Genomic DNA, 21,374 nt, shown 5'->3' on the forward strand with positions numbered 1-21,374 from the left:
GGTGTTTGTGCTGATGTGCGGTAGACAGCACTGCCGCGGGAGCTTCGTCGGTACGCTCCCCGCCTCCACATGAAAATTTGCCTACCGTGCGGTAGGTAGACTACCGAGGAGTTAAGCGGAGGAACAACCTCGATTATGAGCGACGATGCTCGCTCCCCGGCATGTGGTGAGAGGATGATCGGATGGTGGTCCGAAGCGCGGCGAATACTGTCACCGCAGGTAGAAGCACAAAAATCGCGATTCGGGACGCCGCGATCGAGCTATTTGCCAGCAAAGGTTTCGAGCAGAGCAGCCTGCGCGAGGTCGCGGATGCGGTGGGAATCACAAAAGCCTCCCTCTACTATCACTACGCCTCCAAGGTCGATCTGCTCGAAGCGATCATCGAGCCCGTCGTCGACGACATGCGGACCCTGGTCGAAAGCCTGGACGCGCGTTCCTATTCCGTCGACAACGTGCGGGCCGTGCTCACCGATCATCTGCGGTCGAGCCTGAGTCACCGCACCGCGGGCACCCTCTGCATGCGCGACACCGTCGCCATCCTCAACGCGCTCGGGGACCGCTACCCGGACCTGATCGAGATGAGCCGTCGCCTGTGCACCTGGCTGGCCGGCCCCGCCGCCGGTGACGAGGCGGTACTGCGCGCGCACGCCGCGGTTCAGGTGCTGGGTGCGGCCCTGGTCTCGGGCGACAGCGTGCCCGACGCCTCCTCCGATCTCATCGAACGCGTATTGCTCGACGCCGCACTCGGCGTGCTGCGCCCGGAGTGATAGAAAGTGACGACTCGTTTCGTGAGGGGGACCCGTGCACATCACCGCGAAGGTTGACTACGCGGTGCGCACCCTCGTGGAAATCGCGAAGGCGCAGTCGGATTCGGTGAAGGCCGACGCCATCTCACACGCGCAGGACATCCCGCCCAAGGTGCTGGAATCGGTGGTGTCCGATCTGCGCAAGGGCGGTCTGGTCACCAGCCGCCGCGGTCCCGACGGCGGGTATCGCCTCGGCCGTCCGGCCGCCCAGATCAGCATCGCCGACGTCATCCGCGCGGTCGAGGGCCCGCTGGCCTCGGTGCGCGGGCAGCGGCCCGAGGACGTGGACTACGCGGGCGCGGCCGAACCCCTGCAGCGGGTGTGGATCGGCCTGCGGGTGAACATCCGTTCCGTACTGGAACGCGTGACCATCGCCGACATCGCGCACGATCTGCTCCCGTCCTTCCTGGACGAGCTGCTGCACGATCCGGACGCGTGGACGCGCCGCACGAGGGCGACCGGCGGGAACGCCGCGCAGAGTTGGCCCGATCTGGACCAATCAGACATATAGCCACGGGCGCGCGCGAAACCATCGTTCCGGGCCGCACCCCCTACCGGTAGCCTGCGAATATCATGTTGATCAGACTTCTCCGCACCTATCTGGCGCCCTACCGCCCCCAGCTGGCGGGGGTCGTAGTGCTTCAGCTGATCTCGGTCATCGCCATGCTCTACCTGCCGAGCCTCAACGCCGACATCATCGACGACGGCGTCACCAAGGGCGATATCGGCTACATCTGGAGCACCGGGCTGCTCATGCTCGGGGTCACCGGCGTGCAGATCATCGCCCAGGGCCTGTCGGTCTTCCTGGGCTCGCAGGCGGCGATGGGTGCGGGCCGCGATATGCGCGCGGCCCTGCTGCACCGGGTCGGCACCTTCTCCGCGCGCGAGGTCGGCGTCTTCGGCGCGCCCTCGCTCATCACCCGCAACACCAACGACGTCCAGCAGGTGCAGCTGCTCATCCTGATGAGCGCGACCATCCTGGTGATGGCGCCCATCATGTGCGTCGGCGGCATCGTCATGGCGCTGCGCGAGAGCATGGCGCTGTCGTGGCTGCTGCTCATCGCGGTGCCGGCGCTCGGGTTGTCGATGGCCTTCATCATCACCCGCATGGTTCCCGGTTTCCGGCGCATGCAGGAGCGCATCGACGTGGTCAATCGGGTGCTGCGCGAACAGATCACGGGTATCCGCGTGGTCCGGGCCTTCGTGCGCGAACGCCAGGAGGCGTGGCGGTTCGGCGTCGCGAACTCCGAGCTGACCGAGCAGTCGCTGTTCGTGGGCCGCTACATGGCGCTGATGTTCCCGCTGGTCATGCTGATCTCCAACGTCACCGCGGTCGGGGTCATCTGGTTCGGCGGCCACGCGGTCGACGACGGCACCATGCAGATCGGCTCGCTCACCGCGATGCTGTCCTACATCATGCAGATCCTGACGGCGGTCATGATGGCCTCGTTCCTGGCCATGATGGCCCCGCGCGCGACGGTCTCCGCCGAGCGCATCGCCGCGGTGCTCGAGACCGAGTCCTCGGTGGCCGAACCGCAAGAGCCGCAGCCGTTCCGGGACGATCCGGCCGCGGTGGAACTGGGTTTCGCGGAGTTCAAGTTCCCGGGTGCGGAGAAGCCGGTGCTGCGCGCCATCCGCTTCCGTGCCGAGCCGGGCACGACCACCGCCATCGTCGGCGCGACCGGATCGGGCAAGACGACGCTGGTCAATCTGATCCCGCGACTGATCGACGTCACCGACGGCGCGGTCTACGTCGGCGGCACCGACGTGCGCGATCTCGATCTGGAGCTGCTGCGCAATCAGATCGGCCTGGTGCCGCAGAAGGCGTATCTGTTCTCCGGCACGATCGGCTCGAACCTGCGCTACGGCAAGCCGGACGCGACCGACGCGGAACTGTGGCACGCGCTGGAGATAGCGCAGGCCGCGGACTTCGTGCGGGAGATGCCGCAGGGGCTGGAAACCCCTGTCGCGCAGGGTGGTACGACGGTATCGGGCGGGCAGCGGCAGCGCCTGGCCATCGCCCGCGCGCTGGTGCGCAAACCGCGCGTCTACCTGTTCGACGACTGCTTCTCCGCGCTGGACGTCGCCACCGACGTGCGGGTGCGGGACGCGCTGCGGCCCGAGACCGCGGACGCCGCGGTGATCATCGTGGCGCAGCGCATCTCGACCGTCCGGGACGCGGATCAGATCGTGGTGCTCGAGGACGGCGCGATGGCCGGCATCGGCACCCACGAGCAATTGCTCAGGGACTGTTCGGAGTACAGGGAAATCGTGGAGTCGCAGTTCAGCGCGGAGGAAGTGCGATGAGGCCCGGAGCCCCGAATCCCGGTGCGCCCGATGCCAAGGCGCGGTCGTTCGGTCCCTCGCTGAAGCGGCTGCTACGCCGGCTCGCGCCCGAACGCTTCTATCTGACAATCGTTTTCGTGCTCGCCGTCGCCTCGGTGGTCCTCAACACCCTGGGTCCGCAGATCCTGGGCCGGGCCACCAACCTCATCTTCGACGGCGTGGTCGGCAAACAGCTCGGTCAGGGCCTGCCGCCGGGCACCACCAAGGACCAGGCCGTCGAGTCGCTGCGCGCGAACGGCGACAACACCTTCGCCGACATGCTCGCCGGCATGAACGTGATTCCCGGTGTCGGCGTGGACTTCCACGCCGTCGGCAACGTCCTGGCCCTCGTGCTGGCGCTGTACATCGGCTCGTCGGTCTTCGGCTGGCTCGAGGCGTACCTGCTCAACGTCGTCATCAACCGGACGGTCAAGCGGCTGCGCAACGAGATCGAGGAGAAGATCCATCGCCTGCCGCTGAGCTACTTCGACGCCGCCCCGCGCGGTGACGTGCTCAGCCGCGTCACCAACGACGTCGACAATGTGGCGCAATCGCTGTCGCAGACCATGAGTCAGCTGCTCATCTCGGTGCTGTCGGTCATCGGCATTCTGGGCATGATGTTCTGGATCTCGTGGCTGCTGGCGCTGATCGCGCTGGCGACGGTGCCGCTGGCCGTCATCGCCACCGCCATGATCGCCAAGCGCTCCAAGCCGCACTTCGTCGATCAGTGGAAGACCACCGGCGAGGTCAACGCGCAGGTCGAGGAGGCGTTCACCGGGCACGAGGTCGTGAGTGCGTTCGGCCGCGTGCGCGAGGTCGGGCAGCGTTTCGACGAGACCAACGACAAGCTGTATCAGGCCTCGTTCAAATCCCAGTTCATCTCCGGCTTGATCATGCCGACCATCATGTTCCTGGGGAACCTGAACTACGTGCTGATCGCCGTGGTCGGCGGGCTGCGGGTGGCCTCGGGCCAGCTGTCCCTGGGCGAGGTGCAGGCGTTCATCCAGTACTCGCGCGGCTTCACCCAGCCGCTCACGCAGATCGGTTCCATGATCAATCTGCTGCAGTCGGGCGTGGCCTCGGCCGAGCGGATCTTCGAGATCCTGGACGCCGACGAGCAGATCCCCGATCCCGAGATCGAGGACCCGCGACCGCTGGATCGGGGCCGGGTGGCCTTCGAGGACGTGTCCTTCCGGTACGAGCCCGAGACGCCGATCATCGAGGGCCTGTCGCTGGTCGCCGAGCCCGGTCACGTGGTGGCCATCGTCGGTCCGACCGGTGCGGGCAAGACCACGCTGGTGAACCTGCTCATGCGCTTCTACGAGGTCGACTCCGGCGCCATCACCATCGACGGCGTCGACATCACGCGTATCAGCCGCGATCAACTGCGCTCGCGCATGGGCATGGTGCTGCAGGACACCTGGCTGTTCGGCGGCACGATCCGGGAGAACATCGCCTACGGCAATCCGAACGCCTCCGAGGCGGAGATCATCGAGGCCGCGCGGGCGGCGTACGTGGACCGGTTCGTGCACGCGCTGCCGCACGGCTACGAGACCATGATCGACGAGGAGGGCTCGGGCGTCAGCGCCGGCGAGAAGCAGCTCATCACCATCGCGCGCGCGTTCCTGGCCAAGCCGTCGATCCTCATCCTGGACGAGGCGACCAGCTCGGTTGACACCCGCACCGAGCTGCTGGTGCAGCACGCCATGGCGGCGCTGCGCCGCGATCGCACGAGTTTCGTGATCGCGCACCGGCTCTCGACCATCCGCGACGCCGACCTCATCGTCGTCATGGAGAAGGGGCACATCGTCGAGACGGGGACGCACGATCGGCTGCTGGCCAACCACGGCCCGTACTACCGCCTGTACCAGGCGCAGTTCGCCGCGGCGATCGAGGAGGACGACGAACCGGCCGAGTCGGTGGAGCTGACCAAGTCCTGACGGACCGCACGAACGCCGGGCCCGCCCGCACCGATGGTGCGGGCGGGCCTGTTTTGTCCGGGATCGGCGTGGCCGGGCTCACGACCGGGGAGATGCGCTGGTGAACGGCATGGTGGCGGCTGAGAGGATGGCCGTGTGGCAGCAACGGAGTTCTCCTTCAAGGTCGGTACCCGGCTCGAGGGTCGGCACGGCCGATCCGGGCTGATCAGCACTCCGCACGGGGACATCGCGACCCCGGCGTTCATTCCGGTGGGCACCAAGGCCACCGTGAAAGCGGTGCTGCCCGAGACCATGAAGGACCTCGGGTCGCAGGCGCTGCTGTCCAACGCCTACCACCTGTACCTGCAGCCGGGACCGGACATCGTGGACGAGGCCGGGGGCCTGTCGAAGTTCATGAACTGGCCGGGGCCGACCTTCACCGACAGCGGCGGCTTCCAGGTCATGTCGCTGGGCGTGGGCTTCAAGAAGGTGCTGGCCATGGAATCGGTCGGCGTGCAGAACGACGACGTGATCGCCGCGGGCAAGGAGCGCCTGGCGCACGTCGACGACGACGGCGTCACCTTCCGCTCGCACCTGGACGGCTCCAGGCACCGCTTCACCCCCGAGGTGTCGATGGGCATCCAGCATCAGCTGGGCGCGGACATCATGTTCGCCTTCGACGAGCTCACCACCCTCATGAATACCCGTGGCTACCAGGAGGAGTCGCTCGAACGCACCCGCCGGTGGGCCCAGCGCTGCCTGGACGAGCACGAGCGGCTCACCGCCGCGCGCTCGCATCGCCCGTACCAGGCGCTGTTCGGCGTGCTGCAGGGCGCGCAGTACGAAGACCTGCGGCGCAAGGCGGCTCGCGATCTCGAAGCGCTGCGTGGTTCGGAGGGAACGGAATTCGACGGCTACGGCATCGGCGGCGCGCTGGAGAAGCACAATCTCGGCACCATCGTCGGGTGGTGCTGTGACGAACTGCCCGAACACAAACCGCGCCACATGCTCGGCATCAGCGAACCCGAGGACATCTTCGTCGCGGTCGAGAACGGCGCGGACACCTTCGACTGCGTGAATCCCTCCCGGGTGGCCCGCAACGCCGCCATGTACGTGGACAAGGGCCGGTTCAACATCAATACCGCTCGTTTCAAACGGGATTTCACGCCCATCGACGAGACCTGCGACTGCTACACGTGCGCGAACTACACCCGCGCCTACATCCACCACCTGTTCAAGGCCAAGGAGATGCTGGCCTCCACGCTGTGCACCATCCACAACGAGCGCTTCACGGTGCGCCTGGTGGACCGCGTGCGCGAGAGCATCGACGGCGGCTACTTCCAGGACTACAAGACCGAGTTCCTGGGGCAGTGGCGCGGGCGCGTGAAGTCGCCGGAGGACTAGCTCGCCGCCGGTTCGACCGGCCGGGGCAGGCCGCGCGCGAATTCGCCGGCGATGCTGGCGAAGGCGCGAATGCGGGCGTCCTCGTCGGCGGCGCGCCAGAACAGCCCCCAGGCGATCCGCGGGCCGTCCGGCACCGGAATCCAGCTGACCTGGGGATGGCGGTAGTGCTCGGCCATCAGGTCGGTGCCGAGGCAGGCCCCGTGGCCCTCCGCGGTGAGTGCGAGCAGTTCGGTGTGGGTGGCCGCGCGCAGGCCCGAGTTCAGTGGCTTGCCCTGCGGGGTTCGAGCTGGGATCTGCGCGCGCATCCAGTACTCGGGCACCCCGTCGATACCGAGTAGCGGCAGCTCGCCGATCTCCTCCATCGATATCGAATCCTGCTGTGCCAGGGGGTGATTCGAGGCGATGGCGAGCACCCGCGGATCGCGTCGCAGGATCGGCCCGGTGCGCATGTCCGGTTCGTTGATCGGGCCCAGGGTGCACAGGATGTCGACGGTGTTCGCGCGCAGCCCGCCGATCCATTCCGAGAGCTGGGATTCGCGCACCTGCACCTCGCACGCGGGGTACGCGGCGCGGAACAGATCCACGACCGCCCGCAGGATCGGCGTGGTGCCCGCGCCCTGGTAGCCCACGCGCAGCACCCCGGACACGTCGCGGCCCGCGGCCACCGCGCGGGCCACGGCGCGCTGGATCTGCCGGAAGCCGGGTTCGAGATCCTCGCGGAGCTGTTCGCCGATCGGCGTCAGCCGGACCTGGCGGCTCGTTCGCTCGAAAAGCGGTGCGCCGATGCGGCGTTCGAGTTTGGCGATGGTCTGGCTCATGCGGCCCTGGGAGAGCCCGAGGCGGTGCGCGCTACGGCCGAAATGCAATTCCTCGGCCAGGGTCAGGAACGCCTCGATCTCGTGCCGTTCCATGATCATCAGCCTCCGGGTCGATCGGCGGCCGTCGCACCGGCCGCGGCCATCGTACTGGACTCGCCGCCGGTCACCTCGGTCGATAAGCCGGGCTAATCGATGCATCAGCGAATCGTCATTGCCGGGCGCGCGCCGCGCCCGCGAGGATCGAGGAGCCGTCGAGCACGCTGGAAGGGAGACGGGGCCTTGGGAATTCCGCTGTGGGAGCCGCCGTCACGGGCGCTGGAAGCACCGCGCGGGCCGAGACGAGCGCGCGGTGCCGCCGCCGAACCGCGGGCGACCGAGTTGCGTGCAACCGTCCACCTGCGCTTTCGCATCGAGCCGGATCCGGTTGCCGCACAACGATCGCCGGCAGCGGCGGACATCGACCTGCGCGCCGCCGCGGTGCAGGGCCTGGCCGCGGCGCTGCTGCGCACCAACGGCGCGATCACCGATGCCCAGCTCGAACTGGCCCGCCTGAGCGGGCTCACCGACGCGGAGATCGTCGAGGTGATCGCCAACGCGGCCACCCGAATCCTGGGCGTCTACCTGGACAACGTCGCCGGGGCCGGGGTCGTCACGACCGTCGTACCGGCCGCGGACGAGTGGGGAGTCTCGTGAATCTGCCCGGCCGCCTGCCGAGTCCGGGCACCTGGCACATCGATCCGTTCCACACGAACGCGCAGTTCGTGGCGGTGCATCGGGGCGCGGGCCGGGTGCGGGGCCGGTTCACCCGGGTGCGCGGCACCTTCGAGGTGGCCACCAGTCTGGTGCACAGCACCGCGACGGTGTCCATCGACGCCGGGAGCGTGCACACCGGCCTGGCCGTGCGCGACCGCCACCTGGGCTCGGCCGAGCTGCTCGATGTCGAGACCTACCCGGAACTGGTCTTCGAGGGCGCGGGCCTGATCCTGGACGCGGACGGGCACGGCACCCTGTCCGGGCAGCTGACGGTGCACGGGGTGACCCGCACGGTCATCCTGACGGTCTCCTGGCTGGGCAGCGCCCCGGATCCGTTCGCCGACGACGAGGAGCACATCGCCTTCTCGGCCGGCACCACCGTCTCGCTCGCCGACTTCGGCATCACCGCGCCGAAGGTGCCCGTGCTCGCGATCCGGTTGATCGAGGACCGCGTCGACCTGGAACTGGATGTGGTGCTCATCCGATACGACCCCGCGGCCCTGCTGGCGGAGATGCCGCTGGGCTGAGCGCGGGCATCGGTTCGCGGTCCGCCCGGTGGGGTGCGGACCGCGAACCTGTGACATCAGCTCTCGAGGGCGGGCTTGTCCAGGGGCCGGTAGCTGGGCTCCTTCTTCTTCAGGAACGCGATCACCCGGTAGGTGATGGGCAGCACGATGATCTCGGCGAGCGTCTTCCAGACGAAGCCGACGATCACGTAGTTGATGAACTGCCCCCACGAGGAGATGCCGATGACACCGGCCGCGATGGAGCAGAAGATGAGCGTGTCACCGAACTCGCCGACGACGGTCGACCCGATGAGCCGCGCCCACAGGTGCTTCTCCTTGGTGCGCTCCTTGATGGCCACGAGGGTGGCCGAGTTGAGCATCTCGCCGACGAAGAAGCCGAGGAGCCCGGCGGCCACCATGCGCGGGGTGTGGCCCATGACCCCGGCGAAGGATTCCTGGTAGGCGGGGTCCATGGCGGGCAGGGCGATGGCGATCTCGAAGGCGAGCACCGCGACCAGCAGCGTGCCGAAACCCAGGTAGATCGCGCGGCGCGCGGCCTTGAAGCCGTACACCTCGCTCAGCACGTCGCCGAGGATGTAGGCGAAGGGGAACAGGAACCACGCGCCGTCGGTGGTTATCGGCAGAATCTCGATCGGCCCGAGCTTCAGGGACTGATCGGTGAAGAATTGAACGCCCTTGGTGGCGCAGATGTTCGAGATGATCAGTACTGCCGTGAACAGAGCCACGACCGGTGTGTAATAACCCCCCGCCGCCTTCGCGAAAGCCGCGTGTTCGGTAGCGGGGCGTCCAGATCCGGCGGTGTCCGCCGGTAATAGTGCATCACTCACGAACAAGACAGGATACCCGTGTCGCGTTCGGGTGGAATAGGCTGGGCTGATGACGAATGCCGGCGGTTCCGACGAGTGGTGGAAACAGTACGGCGGTGAAGGGGTCTCGCCGGATTCCGCGCCATCGGGCGCGGGGGCGAATCCGGTGACGCCGCCACCGGCCGGCTATTCCTCCGCACCGAACCTGAGCAAGCCGCAGGACGCGCAGGCCGGCGCGCCGCAGTATCCGAATTATCCTCCGCCGCAGCCGAATCCGGGTACCCCGTATCCGAACTCGGGCGGGTACGCGCAGCCCGGTTCCGGCGGCTTCGCGCAGCCCGCGCCGGGCGGTTACGGCCAGCCCGCGTCGGGCGGGTTCCCGCAGCAGGGGTCCGGCGGGTTCCCGCAGCCGGGACCGGCGGCCCCGGGTTACGGCTACCAGCAGCCCGGGTACGGGCAGCCCGGCGGCTACCAGCCCTACGGGTACGGGCCGCAGGGCATGGGCACCAACGGCATGGCCATCGGCGCGCTCATTACTTCGATTCTCGGCCTGACCACGCTGTTCTTCTGCTTCCTGCCCATCGGTTCGCTGGTCGGGCTGATCCTGGGCGTGATCGCGCTGAACCAGATCAAACAGAGCGGTCAGGAGGGCCGCGGGCTCGCGCTCGGCGGTATCTGGGTCGGTGCGGGCGGGCTGGCGCTGGGCATCCTGCTGTGGGTGATCATCGGCGCGGCCTTCCTGGGTACCAGCAGCTACTGACCGGCGGGCCGCGAAATGTCTTGCGGCGAACGACAACGGGGCGCATCCGATCATCGGATGCGCCCCGTTTCGTGCTGTCGCCCCGGCTCGACGCGGGACGCGGAACTATCAGCCCTTGACGACCTGGGTGCCGCCGGCGAGCTTGTCGTGCCAGCCCTGCTTGTTCGGGTCCTGCTCGATGGTGATGGCGATGTAGATCGCCAGACCGAAGCCGACCAGTCCGCCCAGGCAGTACACGGCGTTGCACGCGGCGTACAGGTTGCGCATCAGCGACTGCTTCGGATCGATCTTGGCCGCGCCGTTCGGCGGGATGATGCGCAGGCCGAGCATCTTCTTGCCGAGGGTGGTGTTCTGCGAGGTCTCCATGCCGACGAAGTAGGCGGTGATGACCACGCCGATGAACAGCGACTGGATGATGCTGCCCGCGATGCCGCCGATGACCGAGGCCAGGATCGCGCCGACGATGGCGGCCGGGATACCGGCGATCAGCGTGTCGATCACGCGGGCGCCGAAGCGGGTCCACAGGTCGGCGGGCACCGCGCCGCCGCCGAAGCCGGGCGCGCCGTAGCCGGGCTGGCCGCCGGGGAACGGCTGCTGCTGGGCGTAGGGGTCGGGCTGGCCGTAGGGCTGCTGCTGCCCGTAAGGCTGCTGCTGACCGTAGGGCTGCTGGCCGTAGGGGTCGGACTGCTGCCCGTAGGACGGCTGCTGCGGCTGCTGGCCGTAGGGATCGGGCTGCTTGCCGTAGGGGTCGGGCTGCTGGCCGTAAGGCTGCTGTCCGTACGGCTGCTGGCCCTGAGGCGGGTACGGCTGCTGGCCGTACGGCTGCCCGCCCTGCGGATACTGGTTGGGGTCGTACCCACCGCTTGTCATTTGTTTTCGCCGTCCTCGTCGAATTCGTTCGGGATCTGGTCGAGTCCGTACGTTACGGATACGTACTGGGTTGCAACAAGCCGTTCGGATCGAGTGTCCATGGTTGGTGTGGAAGGTTTTCCGGCCGGAATTGCGCCAGTAACCGGGACATCGTGGTTGCTTCGGGGTAGCCGAGAGAGGCTGCGAGTGCGGCGAACACCTGCTGCGGGGTCTCGCCGAGCTCGATCCGATCGCGCAGGGTGACCGCGCCGTCGCGCTTGGCCAGCCGTTGGCCGTCGGTGTTGAGGACCAGCGGCACGTGGGCGTACGCCGGTATCGGCAGTCCCAGCAGGGTGGCCAGATACGCCTGACGTGGGGTGGAAGGCAGGAGATCGTCGCCCCGGACGACCTGGTCGATGTGCTGGTCGGCATCGTCGACCACGACGGCGAGGTTGTAGGCCGGGATCCCGTCGCCGCGCCGCAGCACCAGATCGTCGACCGCGCCGCGATAGCTGCCGAGAAGCTGATCGGTGATTTCGAAATCGCTGACGTCGGAACGCAATCGCAGTGCGGCGGGTCGTCCGGCCGCGCGCTTTTGCGCACGATCACTTTCCGTGAGGTCGCGGCATGTCCCCGGATAGGCGCCCATGGGCCCGTGCGGCGCGGTGACCGCCTGTTGAATTTCCCGGCGCGTACAGAAGCATTCATACGTGCGTCCCGCGGCGGTCAACCGCGCGATGGCTCGTTCGTACAGGGGCAGCCGCTCGGACTGCCGGACGACCGGCGGATCCCAGTCGAGGCCGAGGGCTTCGAGATCCGCGAGCTGGCGTTCCTGCGATCCGGCGCGCACCCGATCCAGATCCTCGACCCGCAGCAGGAAGCCGCGGCCGGTCGAGCGGGCGAACAGCCAGGCGAGCAGTGCCGTGCGCAGATTTCCCAGATGCAGATCACCCGAGGGGCTGGGCGCGAATCGTCCGAAACCGGTGGTGGACACAGCGGCCCATAGTAGGTGACGGGTGCATTCGCATCCTTCGCGGCGGCGTGGCCGTCGAGCCACGCACGGGCGCACACCCGGTGCGTGCCGACAGCCGCGATGCGAATTCAGCGAAGTCGCAGCTGTATTCGTAAATCCGCTTCCACCAGCGGTTTTTCCTCGTCCAGTGCGGTCAGGAGCGCGGTCGCGTGTGCGATGAGGCCGGGTGCGTCGATGTCGTACGGCACGGGCTCGCACGCGGTCAGCCGATGCGTCGCGCGTTCCAGGAGGGTGCGGGCGCCCTTGGGATTTCCGCGCTGAATGTGGGTCAGGCCAACGGCGTATTGGGCCAGACCCTGCCACAGCATCCGCTCGGCGAACGGACCGTTCTTCCAGGCGGCCTCGAGCACCTCGTGCGCGTTGAAGGCGAGACCGTCATCGAGCAGGCGCTGGGCGTAGTCGAGGGTCTCGGCGGGGGAGAGCAGCAGGTCATCGGGGATGCGCGGAACGCCCGGGCTGCCGAAAGGCAGTGGGCGGCCGAAACGATCGCGCGGACGGGCGTTGCGCGCGCGGCCCGTTTCGTCGCGATCGCGGAGGGTGTCGTCGGGCTCCGGGGCGGGATCGTCCGGGGTGTGCTCGGCCATGCCGTCCATGATCCCGGATGCGCTCGCGGGCGCCTCGCGTCGAGTTAGCCAGGAAGTGGGCAAATTGACCGACAACTTAATTGCGGGCTTCAAAATTCGTGTGCGCCGATCTTCGGCAAATATTAGGCTAATAATTAGCTGGCTAACCTTGCTGCAAATTTGCTGGTTGAAAACGAAAGAATGCGATCTCCTTATGTCGAACCCTGCTAGTCTTTAGCGCGGGAAGGGCCATCGGGGGTGCATTCCCATCGTGAAGTGCGGAAAGTTGGTTGTACGGAGTGTTTGCGTGCAACTCCCGGCGTACGCGGGAATCGTGCAGCGTCGTGGATTCCGGCGTCACCCAGATCGATGCCAGCAAGATCTCGAGCTTGACGCAGCAAAGGAGCTAGTACCGTGAATGTGGATTTCACAGGCGCCGTATGGCGCAAGAGCAAACACAGCGGCCCCAACGGCAACTGTGTGGAGGTCGCCTTTCTCGTGAACGGCACCGTGGGTGTCCGTGACACCAAGGATCACGGCCACGGCCCGATTCTGGCTTTCACCCCGGGCGAGTGGGACGCGTTCGTGGCGGGCGTCTCCGACGGCGAGTTCACCCGCGCCTGACCGCCGGCCGAGCGAGAACAGAGAACCCCGAGTCGATGCCAGACTCGGGGTTCTCCGTATTTCGGGGTGTGATCGCTACTCGGCGGGGTCGTCCCCGTCCACCGGGCGGTCGTTCCGCTGCGCGCGCCGCAGCACGGCGAGCTGCGCGTGCTCCGCGGCGAGTTCGGCGGCGGCGTGCTGTTCGCGTTCATCCGGCGGGTCGGCGCGCCAGAAGCTGCCGGTGCCCGGACGGCCCGCGCTGCCGAGCTTGTTCATCTTGTACGGCACGGGCGCGCCCTGGTATTCCAGCGGAATCGGGTGGCCGTGCGCGTCCACCGGGCCCAGCGGCTGGTGGATCTCGATGTATTCACCGTGCGGAAGTCTGCGCACCACACCGGTTTCCACGCCGTGTTCGAGCACCGCGCGGTCGCGGCGCTGCAGGCCCAGGCAGAGCCGGTACGCCGTGTAGTACGCCAGGGGCGGGCCGAGCAGCAGCGCGATGCGGAAGATCCAGGTCGTCGCGTTGAGCGAGATGTGGAACTGCAGGGCGATGATGTCGTTGACGCAGGCCAGGGTGAGCACCAGGTAGAAGGTGAGGGCCATGGCGCCGATGGCCGTGCGCACCGGCACGTCCCGGGGACGTTGCAGCAGGTTGTGGTGTGCGCGGTCGCCGGTCAGGCGTTTCTCGATCCACGGATAGACGATGAGCAGCCCGAAGATCACCGGCATGGCCAGCGCGACCGAGAAGGCGCCGGGCACGGTGTGCCCGAAGATGTACAGCTCCCAGGCCGGGAACAGGCGCAGGAAGCCGTCGGTCCACATCAGGTAGAAGTCGGGCTGGGTGCCGGCGGAGACCTGGGAAGGGTTGTAAGGACCCAGGTTCCACACCGGATTGATCTGCAACAGGCCGCCCATCAGCGCGAGCACGCCCAGGGTGAAGGCGAAGAACGCGCCCTGGTCTACCGAGAACACCGGCACGATGCGGGTGCCGGCGACGTTCTTCTCGGTGCGCGCGGGCCCGGGGAACTGGGTGTGCTTCTGGTACCAGACCAGCGCGACGTGAACGGCTATGAGCGCCAGCATGATTCCCGGGAACAGCAGCACGTGTGTCACGTAGAGCCTGGGCACGATGAGGTTTCCGGGGAAGTCGCCGCCGAACAGCAGCCAGTGCAGCCAGGTTCCGATGACGGGTGCGCTCATCGTGATGCCGGCGAAGGCCGCGCGCAGTCCGGTGCCCGAGAGCAGGTCGTCGGGCAGCGAGTAGCCGAAGAAGCCCTCGAACATGGCGATGATCAGCAGGAGTGCGCCGATCACCCAGTTCGCCTCGCGTGGCCTGCGGAACGCGCCGGTGAAGAACACCCGGCACAGATGGATGATCATCGAGGCGGAGAACAGCAGCGCGGCCCAGTGGTGAACCTGGCGCACGAAGAGCCCGCCGCGCACGTCGAAGGAGATCTCGAGCGTGGTGGCGTAGGCGCGGGACATGGTGACGCCGCGTAACGGCTGGTAGGAGCCCTCGTAGACGACCTCGCTCATGGAGGGGTCGAAGAACAGCGTCAGGTATATACCGGACAGCAGCAGAATGACGAAGGTGTAGAGCGCGATTTCGCCGAGCAGGAACGACCAATGCGTCGGAAATACCTTATTGATGGATCTTTTGAGGAATGCCGCGGCCCGATAGCGCTGATCCGCCCCATCGGCCTGTTCCGCGAGTCGATTTCGAGTTGCCATAGCGGTCACCCGGCCCCGAGAAGAGAGTATTGCAAGCCTTCTACTACACACGGTAGCACCCAGAGTGCCTGGACCGTAGGGCCTTTCGATAGGGTCGTCGGGTGAAATCCCTGGCGCCCCGGGACGCCACCATGTACTGGCTGTCGGCGCGAACCCGCAACGATCTGTTCCTGCTGTACGCCTTTGTCGATACCGGTCAGTCGGTCAAGCGACTACGGGAAATCCTCGCGAATCGGGTCGCCCGCGTTCCGGATTTGCTGGCGCGCGTGCTGGATACTCCTGCAAACATTGCGTATCCCATTTGGGAGCCTTGTGGATTCACCGATGACCAGGTGGCCGAGCACTCGCCCGGGGGCGTGAGCTGGGACGCGATTCCGGCGGCGCTGGGCGAATTGCTGGGCACCGGGCTGCGCGCCGATCGGCGCCCCTGGCGACTGCACCTGTTCCGCGGCGTCACGGGCGCGCCCGGTGCCGAGCCGGGCGAATCCGCGCTGATCGCCGTGCTGCAGCTCTCGCACGCGCTCGCGGACGGCCGGCGCGCGGCGGAGCTGGCGCGGGCGCTGTTCGCCGCGGCGGAGTTCGGGGACGCCGCCGCGGGATCTCGCACGGCTGAGGGTCGGGACGGGTTCGGCTCCGGCGCGGCACCCGCCGGATTGCCGGGACGCCTGATCGCCCGTGCTCACGACGCGGCGGCGGACCTGCTGTCCACGGTGCTTCCGCGGCCCTGGGCGGCCGCCGCGCTCGCCCTGCCGGTGATTCCGATCGATATGGCGCGCACGGTGTTTCGCGGCATCGCGGCGTACCGTGCCGAACGCGAACTGGCCGAACTGACCGCGTCCGGCGCGATCCCGCCGCCGGCGTCGCCCGTCGGGCCCACCGTGTTCAACGGCGACGGCATCCCGCCCGCGGCCCACGCGGTGCGCATGCTGGTGCGGGACGCCGACCGGTTGCGGGTACCCGGCCGGACGGTGACGGTGGTGGTCGCCACCGCCGTATCCCTTGCACTGGAGCGGTATTCGGCGGAATCGGGCGAGCCCGCCGCCCCGCTGTTCGCGCAGGTTCCCATGGCGGTGTCCGGTGACGGCCGCACCCGCAACAGCTATCACGATCTGTCGGTGGATCTACTTGCGGGAGAGCCGGATCCGGCGGAGCGCGCCGCGGGTATCGCCGCCGGTCTGGCCGAGCGCCGCACCCGAGCCGCGCATCCGCTGCAGGCCGCGCGCACCCGGGCGACCGCCGCGATTCCCGCGCCGATCCTGTACCGCGACATCGCGTCCTATCCGATAGATGTACTGCCGCAGTCGGTCTCGGGCCACACCGTGATCTCCAGCGTGCACCGGGGTCCCGCGGATCTCGCGTTCGCCGGCGGCCGTGTCCTGTTCACCGCGGGGTTTCCCGGGCTGGGCTCGGTCATGCATCTGACCCACGGCGTGCACGGCCTCGGCGACACGGTCACGGTGTCCGTGCATGCCGATCCGGCGGTCGTGATCCGGCTCGACGACTACGCGGCGCTGCTGGACTCGGCTCTCGACGAGGTCGTCGCGGCCCTGCGCGCCGCGGGCGATCCGGCGCCGACGGATGCTTTCCGATGATTTGCCAGGCCACCTGACGGGCATAGAGGCTATTTTCTAGTCACCTGTGACCTGTCGTGCTGAATGCGCTGACATTCCATGCCATCGTGCGCGTCGTGTCGCGGCGACCTGGTGGTACTGCCTAGCTTTGGCCTCGGGCATTCCGAGCGCGGGATCCTGCGTGGGGACTCCCGGCCACGCGCAGTTACAGGCTGGCAGCCGCCCGCGCTCGGATGCCCTGGGTCGTCCCGCCCTGACGACTCGGGCCCCGGCCTGCAAACGGGGCCGATCGCTGTACACGGCAGCACGACACCGGCCGGCGGGTATACCCAACCCAACCCCATCCGCCGGCCGGTGTTCCGAGTCCGCGGCCGTCCCGGTGCGTGGCGCGCCCGGGTTCGCGCCCCAGTGGAGGACCATGACGAACGTGACGCAGACAACCCACCCCAGTGCCCTGCGCCTCCTCACGGAGATCCTCACCGCCTACGGCACCATGGACCTCTTCCTCGCGCAGGCCCGCCGAGAACTCGACTACCCCACCGAAGAACTCCCCAGGTTCGTGGAGACGACCGCTCCCCTGTGGGAGCGCGCCCTCTCCCCGGTCCCCGTCCCGGACCTGCCCGCCGTCTCGGTCCCGCCCCCGACCGGCCGCCACGCCCGCGTCGACGACTGACCGGAAACAATCGGCCGGAAACGACGAAAGCCTCGGCGGACGGTGTCCAGCCGAGGCTTTCGTGAGCGGAGGATAGGGGATTTGAACCCCTGAGGGCGTTAACCCAACCCGCGTTCCAGGCGAGCGCCATAGGCCACTAGGCGAATCCTCCGTGGAGGAATATACCGGGTAGAGGGCGGTAACAAGAAATTCGGTGGTCGGGGACGCTTTCTCGCGGGGATCGGCCGGTGCGCGGGCTACTTCTTCTTCAGGCCGTTCAGGGCCTGCTGGACCTGGTCCTTGGCGACGCGGGCCACGTCCTCCTTGCTGACGGTTTCGCCTTCGCCGCGGTCGACGCTGATCTTGACCTTGACCGAGACGTTGCTGTCCTGCACGGCGACTGTGTAATCGAGCACACTGAACGAGGAGTAGTCGCGGGTCTCGGCGTGCCAGTAGCCCTGCGACCCGATGCCGCTGACGTCGCCGGAGGAGCGGCCGCTGCCGGTGGTGCCGGTGTCGTAGGACTTCCAGGACTCGTAGTCGGGCTTGCCGTAGGCGCCGTTGAAGGAGACGTCGAGGGTGATGTCCGCCTCGTTCGTGTGGTACTTGCTGGTGCTGGACTGGCTTTCGTAGCCGGCCGTGCAGGTCAGCCGCCCGCCGGAGTAATCGGTCGGCTTGGTCTCGGTGTGCTCGGGGGTTCCGCTCGAGGTCGAGGACCAGCGGGTTATCGACGAGGGATCGATGAGGTTGCAGGCGTTGGTGACGTTGTCCATGGAGTAGTTGCCGTCCATGGCGGCCTTCCCGTCATCGAGCGGGCTGAGCGGATTGTCCTTCTTGCCGGACAAGCCGATCGCCACGACGCCGATGCCGACGATCGCCACCAGGCCCACCACGCCGCCGATGATCCAGCCGGTCTTGGATCCGCCGCCGGACGGCGGGGGCGTGTAGCCGCCGTAGCTGCCCATCGGGGGTTGCGGCGGCGGCTGCTGGGCGTACCCGCCGGAGAACGGCTGGGGCTGGGACGCGAACTGCTGACCCGCGAACGGCTGGGGCGCGGACTGCTGCCCGGGGAACGGCTGCGGTGCGGACTGCAGACCCGGGAAGGGCTGGGGTGCGGACTGCTGGCCGGTGAACGGCTGGGGCGTAAAGGGCTGCGGGGGAGGGGCGTACGCCGCTCCACCCCCGTAGTTGAGCATCGTGGGGTCCGCGCCGGTGACCGGCGCGCCCGCGTCCTGGGTGGCCGGCGGCATGTCCCACCACTGCGCGGTTTCCTGGTGCCGGGCCGGGTCCTGCGGGTCGCCCGATCCGGGATTGGAGCTAGTCACTACAGGTTTTCCCCTCCGGTGCTGAGCGGGTCCCCCCGCCTGTCCGACCGATCGTATCGACCCGGGGCGGCGCGAGTCTCGGTGAGCCGCTACACTGGCCGACGGATCCAGCGCGGCGCGCATCCTGTGAACTCCCCCAGGGCCGGAAGGCAGCAAGGGTCAACGGGCTCTGCCGGGTGCGCTGGGTCCCCTTTAATTTCCGGGGTGTTCGCACGCTTGCGACGGTGGAGATACCTCCCCGTCGGCAGTGGCTACCAAGTAACGTGATCCGGGTCGGCGCTGTGGCGCAGACAGGACAAAACACCCCTAGCCCCTGGAAAGGCTGCACCATGCCCCGGCAGACGCAAATTGGTTTGATGAGCCATGCGGAACTCGTAACCGAACACGAGACGCAGACCGCGAACTACGCGACGCTCCAGACCGAGAAGCTGACGCTGGACATCACGCGCGGTAAGCCCGCGCCCGAGCAGCTGGACCTGTCGCTGGACCTGCTCTCGCTGCCGGGCATCGAGGACTACCGCGACGCCACCGGCACCGATGTGCGCAATTACGGTGGCCTGCACGGCCTGCCGGAGCTGCGCGCCATCTTCGGCGAGCTGCTGGGCATCCGGGTCGAGAACCTCATCGCGGGCAACAACGCCAGCCTGGAGTACATGCACGACGTGATCGTGTACTCGATGCTGCACGGCAACGCCGACTCCGAGCGGCGCTGGGCCGACGAGCCGGTGCTCAAGTTCCTGTGTCCCGCACCGGGTTACGACCGGCACTTCGCCATCACCGAATCGCTCGGCATCGAGATGATCCCGATTCCGATGGGTCACGACGGGCCGGACGTGCGCGCGATCGCCGAGCTCGTCCGCGACGACGCGAGCATCAAGGGCCTGTGGGCGGTGCCGAACTACTCCAACCCCACCGGCGTCACCTTCTCCGAGGCCGTGGCGCACGAGCTGGTCTCCATGCCCACCGCCGCGCCCGATTTCCGGCTCTTCTGGGACAACGCCTACGCGGTGCACCCGCTGACCGACATCGCCGATCCGGTGATCGATGTGCTCGGGCTGGCCGCCACGGCCGGAAACCCCAACCGCCCCTACGTTTTCGCGTCCACCTCGAAGATCACCTTCGCGGGCTCGGGCGTGAGTTTCCTCGGCGCGTCCACCGCGAACCTGGACTGGTTCCTGAAGCACGCGGGCAAGAAGAGCATCGGCCCGGACAAGGTCAACCAGCTGCGGCACCTGCGCTTCTTCGGTGACGCCGAGGGTGTGCGGGCGCACATGCAGAAGCACCGCGCCATCCTGGAGCCGAAATTCCAGCTGGTGCTGCGCATTCTGGAGGATCGCCTGGGCGCGTCCAAGGTCGCGTCCTGGACCGAGCCCAAGGGCGGCTACTTCATCAGCCTCGACGTGCTCGAGGGCACGGCCAGCCGGGTGGTGGGGCTGGCCCGGCAGGCCGGCATCGCGCTGACCCCCGCCGGTTCGTCCTTCCCGTACGGAAAGGACCTCGAGGACAAGAACATTCGGCTCGCCCCGAGCTTCCCCTCGCTGGCCGATCTGGAGAAGGCGATGGACGGCGTCGCGACGTGCGTGCTGCTGGCCGCCACCGAGAAGCTCCTGGCCGCGGCCGGGGAATAGGCCGCGCCGGTAGTCGCTACCGGAATCGAAGGCGCGCACCGGATACGGTGCGCGCCTTGCTTTTACATGGAGACGATGCGGCGGCTAGGCCTTGTGGGCGAGCACCGCGAAGATGGTCACCGACAGGTGGATGTCGCCGCTCTTCGCGCCCGCTTCCAGGTCGGCGATGAGTTGATCGCGCTGCTCCTGGGTGATGGACCCGCGCGCCACGGACATGTCGGCGATGCGGGCCACCAGGGCGCCCGCGCCGATCCCGCCGTCCTGGATCAGGGCGTGCGAGCCGATGTCGTCGACCACCAGTCCGGCCGCGCTGAGCTGCCCGGCGAGCCTGCGCCCGGCGAAGGGGTTGGTGGTTCCGGCGATCATGGTCTCGATGACCTTGCCGACCACCTGCCGGTCGCCCGGATGCACGATGGCGGTGCCCCAGTCGCTGTCCATGACCACGACCCGGCCGCCCGGTTTCAGCACGCGGGCGATTTCGCCGACCGCGCGTGCCGGGGACGTCAGGTGCTGGAAGACGCGTTCGCACAGCGCCACGTCGAAGCTGTCCGAGCCGAACGGCAGGCCGTAGGCGTCGCCGGAGACGAAGGTGGCGGTCGATCCGGCCTGGGCGGCCCGGCGTTCGGCGGCGGTCAGCAGTTGCGGGTCGGGTTCGACCCCGACCGCGGTGCCGGTGGCCCCGACCGCCTCGGCGAACCGGATGACCTCGGACCCGGTCCCGGATCCGATGTCCACCGCGCTCTCTCCGGCGCGCGCGGCGAGCGCGTCGTGCGCCCAGTTCCGCAGCCGCCGGATGCCGGGTAGCGCGGCCTGTAGATCGTGTACGTCGACCAGTTGGTCCTGGCCTTCTCGGTCGAATCGGTCCGGTCGCAGTCCGGACCCGCCGCCGTCGTGCGGCGCGGCTCCCGCTGTGGGTACAGCCATGGTGTCGGGCATGTCGCCGAGCCTAGTCGTGACGCGCGTCACCGCAACGCGGGCAGAAGGGACGATGCCGCCAACCCCGGTGAACGTCCCCCGCACCGGCCACGCACCAGCATGGCTCCGGGCCACGCACCCGCCTGCGCGGGTGCAGTGGCCGCCGGGTGCAGTGGCCGCCGGGTGCAGTGGCCGCCGGGTGCAGTGGCCGCCGGGTGTAGTGGCCGCCGGGTGTAGTGGCCGCCGGGTGTAGTGGCCGCCGGGTGTAGTGGCCGCCGGGTGTAGTGGCCGCCGGGTGTAGTGGCATGGAAAGCGCGTACGCCCCACCCGCGGCGCGAGATCCCGGGTGCGGGGTCATCGCGGAAGCCGTTGCGGGCGGGGCGGTG

General features: G+C 68.1%; 20 protein-coding genes, 1 tRNA gene and 1 other RNA gene. 13 read left to right on the top strand and 9 right to left on the bottom strand.

Going from position 1 to position 21,374, the window contains the following annotated elements:
* The first annotated feature begins 182 nt into the window (after nt 1-182).
* The 5 genes from ACWDOP_RS20865 (at nt 183) to tgt (ending at nt 6,454) form a co-directional block, all read left to right on the top strand.
* A complete protein-coding gene (locus ACWDOP_RS20865; RefSeq protein WP_456346401.1) occupies nt 183-767 on the top strand; it encodes a TetR/AcrR family transcriptional regulator in 585 nt (194 codons plus the stop codon).
* A gap of 34 nt (nt 768-801) precedes the next feature.
* On the top strand, nt 802-1,317 hold the full coding sequence (locus tag ACWDOP_RS20870; RefSeq protein ID WP_454200604.1) for an RrF2 family transcriptional regulator: 516 nt from the start codon (nt 802-804) through the stop codon (nt 1,315-1,317).
* A gap of 62 nt (nt 1,318-1,379) precedes the next feature.
* Nucleotides 1,380-3,113: an ABC transporter ATP-binding protein gene (locus ACWDOP_RS20875; protein WP_456346402.1), complete on the top strand. Its 1,734-nt coding sequence runs from the start codon at nt 1,380-1,382 to the stop codon at nt 3,111-3,113.
* Nucleotides 3,110-5,071: an ABC transporter ATP-binding protein gene (locus tag ACWDOP_RS20880; RefSeq protein ID WP_456346403.1), complete on the top strand. Its 1,962-nt coding sequence runs from the start codon at nt 3,110-3,112 to the stop codon at nt 5,069-5,071. Before ACWDOP_RS20875 ends, ACWDOP_RS20880 begins: the two co-directional genes overlap by 4 nt.
* A gap of 135 nt (nt 5,072-5,206) precedes the next feature.
* Nucleotides 5,207-6,454: a tRNA guanosine(34) transglycosylase Tgt gene (gene tgt, locus ACWDOP_RS20885; protein WP_456346404.1), complete on the top strand. Its 1,248-nt coding sequence runs from the start codon at nt 5,207-5,209 to the stop codon at nt 6,452-6,454.
* Here tgt and ACWDOP_RS20890 read toward each other — a convergent pair.
* Complete coding sequence (locus tag ACWDOP_RS20890; RefSeq protein ID WP_456346405.1) at nt 6,451-7,365, bottom strand: LysR family transcriptional regulator; 915 nt, start codon at nt 7,363-7,365, stop codon at nt 6,451-6,453. The genes tgt and ACWDOP_RS20890 overlap by 4 nt on opposite strands.
* A 285-nt stretch (nt 7,366-7,650) precedes the next feature.
* Between ACWDOP_RS20890 and ACWDOP_RS20895 the strand changes: the two genes are divergently transcribed.
* Together ACWDOP_RS20895 and ACWDOP_RS20900 are read left to right on the top strand one after the other, a co-directional pair.
* The gene (locus ACWDOP_RS20895) at nt 7,651-7,965 is read left to right on the top strand and encodes a hypothetical protein (protein ID WP_456346406.1); all 315 of its coding nucleotides are present in this window, start codon (nt 7,651-7,653) and stop codon (nt 7,963-7,965) included.
* Complete coding sequence (locus ACWDOP_RS20900; RefSeq protein WP_454208519.1) at nt 7,962-8,552, top strand: YceI family protein; 591 nt, start codon at nt 7,962-7,964, stop codon at nt 8,550-8,552. The genes ACWDOP_RS20895 and ACWDOP_RS20900 overlap by 4 nt, the downstream gene beginning before the upstream one ends.
* A 56-nt stretch (nt 8,553-8,608) precedes the next feature.
* Here the strand turns inward: ACWDOP_RS20900 and ACWDOP_RS20905 are convergent, their stop codons facing one another.
* The gene (locus tag ACWDOP_RS20905; protein WP_454208518.1) at nt 8,609-9,379 is read right to left on the bottom strand and encodes a queuosine precursor transporter; all 771 of its coding nucleotides are present in this window, start codon (nt 9,377-9,379) and stop codon (nt 8,609-8,611) included.
* Between the two features lie 49 nt (nt 9,380-9,428).
* Between ACWDOP_RS20905 and ACWDOP_RS20910 the strand changes: the two genes are divergently transcribed.
* Entirely contained in the window at nt 9,429-10,118 is a 690-nt protein-coding gene (locus ACWDOP_RS20910) for a DUF4190 domain-containing protein (RefSeq protein WP_456346407.1), read from the top strand.
* 108 nt (nt 10,119-10,226) lie between these two features.
* Here the strand turns inward: ACWDOP_RS20910 and ACWDOP_RS20915 are convergent, their stop codons facing one another.
* From ACWDOP_RS20915 to ACWDOP_RS20925, 3 genes are all read right to left on the bottom strand, one after another.
* Nucleotides 10,227-10,988 (bottom strand): RDD family protein, encoded by a 762-nt coding sequence (locus tag ACWDOP_RS20915; protein ID WP_456346408.1) that lies wholly within the window; start codon nt 10,986-10,988, stop codon nt 10,227-10,229.
* A gap of 52 nt (nt 10,989-11,040) precedes the next feature.
* Nucleotides 11,041-11,961, bottom strand: coding sequence for a tRNA glutamyl-Q(34) synthetase GluQRS (gene gluQRS, locus ACWDOP_RS20920; protein ID WP_456346447.1), 921 nt, complete (start codon nt 11,959-11,961; stop codon nt 11,041-11,043).
* A 107-nt stretch (nt 11,962-12,068) separates the two neighbouring features.
* Nucleotides 12,069-12,584, bottom strand: a complete 516-nt coding sequence (locus ACWDOP_RS20925) for a DUF309 domain-containing protein (protein WP_456346409.1) — start codon at nt 12,582-12,584, stop codon at nt 12,069-12,071.
* Nucleotides 12,585-12,983: 399 nt separating this feature from the next.
* On the opposite strand from ACWDOP_RS20925, the gene ACWDOP_RS20930 reads away from it, so the two are divergent.
* Nucleotides 12,984-13,187, top strand: coding sequence for a DUF397 domain-containing protein (locus tag ACWDOP_RS20930; protein WP_454208513.1), 204 nt, complete (start codon nt 12,984-12,986; stop codon nt 13,185-13,187).
* A 75-nt stretch (nt 13,188-13,262) separates the two neighbouring features.
* Here ACWDOP_RS20930 and qcrB read toward each other — a convergent pair whose 3' ends face one another.
* Nucleotides 13,263-14,897, bottom strand: coding sequence for a cytochrome bc1 complex cytochrome b subunit (gene qcrB / locus ACWDOP_RS20935; protein ID WP_456346410.1), 1,635 nt, complete (start codon nt 14,895-14,897; stop codon nt 13,263-13,265).
* 101 nt (nt 14,898-14,998) lie between these two features.
* Here qcrB and ACWDOP_RS20940 point away from each other — a divergent pair, with 101 nt between their 5' ends.
* Both ACWDOP_RS20940 and ACWDOP_RS20945 read left to right on the top strand, forming a co-directional pair.
* The gene (locus ACWDOP_RS20940) at nt 14,999-16,489 is read left to right on the top strand and encodes a wax ester/triacylglycerol synthase domain-containing protein (RefSeq protein WP_456346411.1); all 1,491 of its coding nucleotides are present in this window, start codon (nt 14,999-15,001) and stop codon (nt 16,487-16,489) included.
* Between the two features lie 406 nt (nt 16,490-16,895).
* Nucleotides 16,896-17,141 carry a hypothetical protein gene (locus tag ACWDOP_RS20945; RefSeq protein ID WP_454208510.1) on the top strand — a complete coding sequence of 82 codons (246 nt, stop codon included), beginning with the start codon at nt 16,896-16,898 and terminating at the stop codon, nt 17,139-17,141.
* A gap of 66 nt (nt 17,142-17,207) precedes the next feature.
* Here the strand turns inward: ACWDOP_RS20945 and ACWDOP_RS20950 are convergent.
* Together ACWDOP_RS20950 and ACWDOP_RS20955 are read right to left on the bottom strand one after the other, a co-directional pair.
* A tRNA-Ser gene (locus ACWDOP_RS20950) sits at nt 17,208-17,292 on the bottom strand.
* An 85-nt stretch (nt 17,293-17,377) separates the two neighbouring features.
* Entirely contained in the window at nt 17,378-18,445 is a 1,068-nt protein-coding gene (locus tag ACWDOP_RS20955; protein WP_456346412.1) for a hypothetical protein, read from the bottom strand.
* Nucleotides 18,446-18,545: 100 nt separating this feature from the next.
* Here ACWDOP_RS20955 and ffs point away from each other — a divergent pair.
* Nucleotides 18,546-18,640: signal recognition particle sRNA small type (ffs, locus tag ACWDOP_RS20960), an RNA gene on the top strand.
* A gap of 134 nt (nt 18,641-18,774) precedes the next feature.
* Nucleotides 18,775-20,073, top strand: coding sequence for an aminotransferase (locus ACWDOP_RS20965; RefSeq protein ID WP_456346413.1), 1,299 nt, complete (start codon nt 18,775-18,777; stop codon nt 20,071-20,073).
* Between the two features lie 84 nt (nt 20,074-20,157).
* On the opposite strand, the gene ACWDOP_RS20970 is transcribed toward ACWDOP_RS20965, so the two are convergent.
* Nucleotides 20,158-20,997 (bottom strand): methyltransferase domain-containing protein, encoded by an 840-nt coding sequence (locus ACWDOP_RS20970; RefSeq protein WP_456346448.1) that lies wholly within the window; start codon nt 20,995-20,997, stop codon nt 20,158-20,160.
* Nucleotides 20,998-21,374 lie beyond the last annotated feature (377 nt).

The organism is Nocardia sp. NPDC003693 (assembly GCF_053981095.1).

Excerpts from the sequence above, each read along its gene's own strand:
- ACWDOP_RS20910 (WP_456346407.1), top strand. The coding sequence starts at position 9,429 with ATGACGAATGCCGGCGGTTCCGACGAGTGGTGGAAACAGTACGGCGGT.
- ACWDOP_RS20965 (WP_456346413.1), top strand. The coding sequence starts at position 18,775 with ATGCCCCGGCAGACGCAAATTGGTTTGATGAGCCATGCGGAACTCGTA.
- ACWDOP_RS20890 (WP_456346405.1), bottom strand. The coding sequence starts at position 7,365 with ATGGAACGGCACGAGATCGAGGCGTTCCTGACCCTGGCCGAGGAATTG.
- ACWDOP_RS20925 (WP_456346409.1), bottom strand. The coding sequence starts at position 12,584 with ATGGCCGAGCACACCCCGGACGATCCCGCCCCGGAGCCCGACGACACC.
- ACWDOP_RS20880 (WP_456346403.1), top strand. The coding sequence starts at position 3,110 with ATGAGGCCCGGAGCCCCGAATCCCGGTGCGCCCGATGCCAAGGCGCGG.
- ACWDOP_RS20865 (WP_456346401.1), top strand. The coding sequence starts at position 183 with ATGGTGGTCCGAAGCGCGGCGAATACTGTCACCGCAGGTAGAAGCACA.
- ACWDOP_RS20970 (WP_456346448.1), bottom strand. The coding sequence starts at position 20,997 with ATGGCTGTACCCACAGCGGGAGCCGCGCCGCACGACGGCGGCGGGTCC.
- ACWDOP_RS20915 (WP_456346408.1), bottom strand. The coding sequence starts at position 10,988 with ATGACAAGCGGTGGGTACGACCCCAACCAGTATCCGCAGGGCGGGCAG.
- qcrB (WP_456346410.1), bottom strand. The coding sequence starts at position 14,897 with ATGGCAACTCGAAATCGACTCGCGGAACAGGCCGATGGGGCGGATCAG.
- ACWDOP_RS20875 (WP_456346402.1), top strand. The coding sequence starts at position 1,380 with ATGTTGATCAGACTTCTCCGCACCTATCTGGCGCCCTACCGCCCCCAG.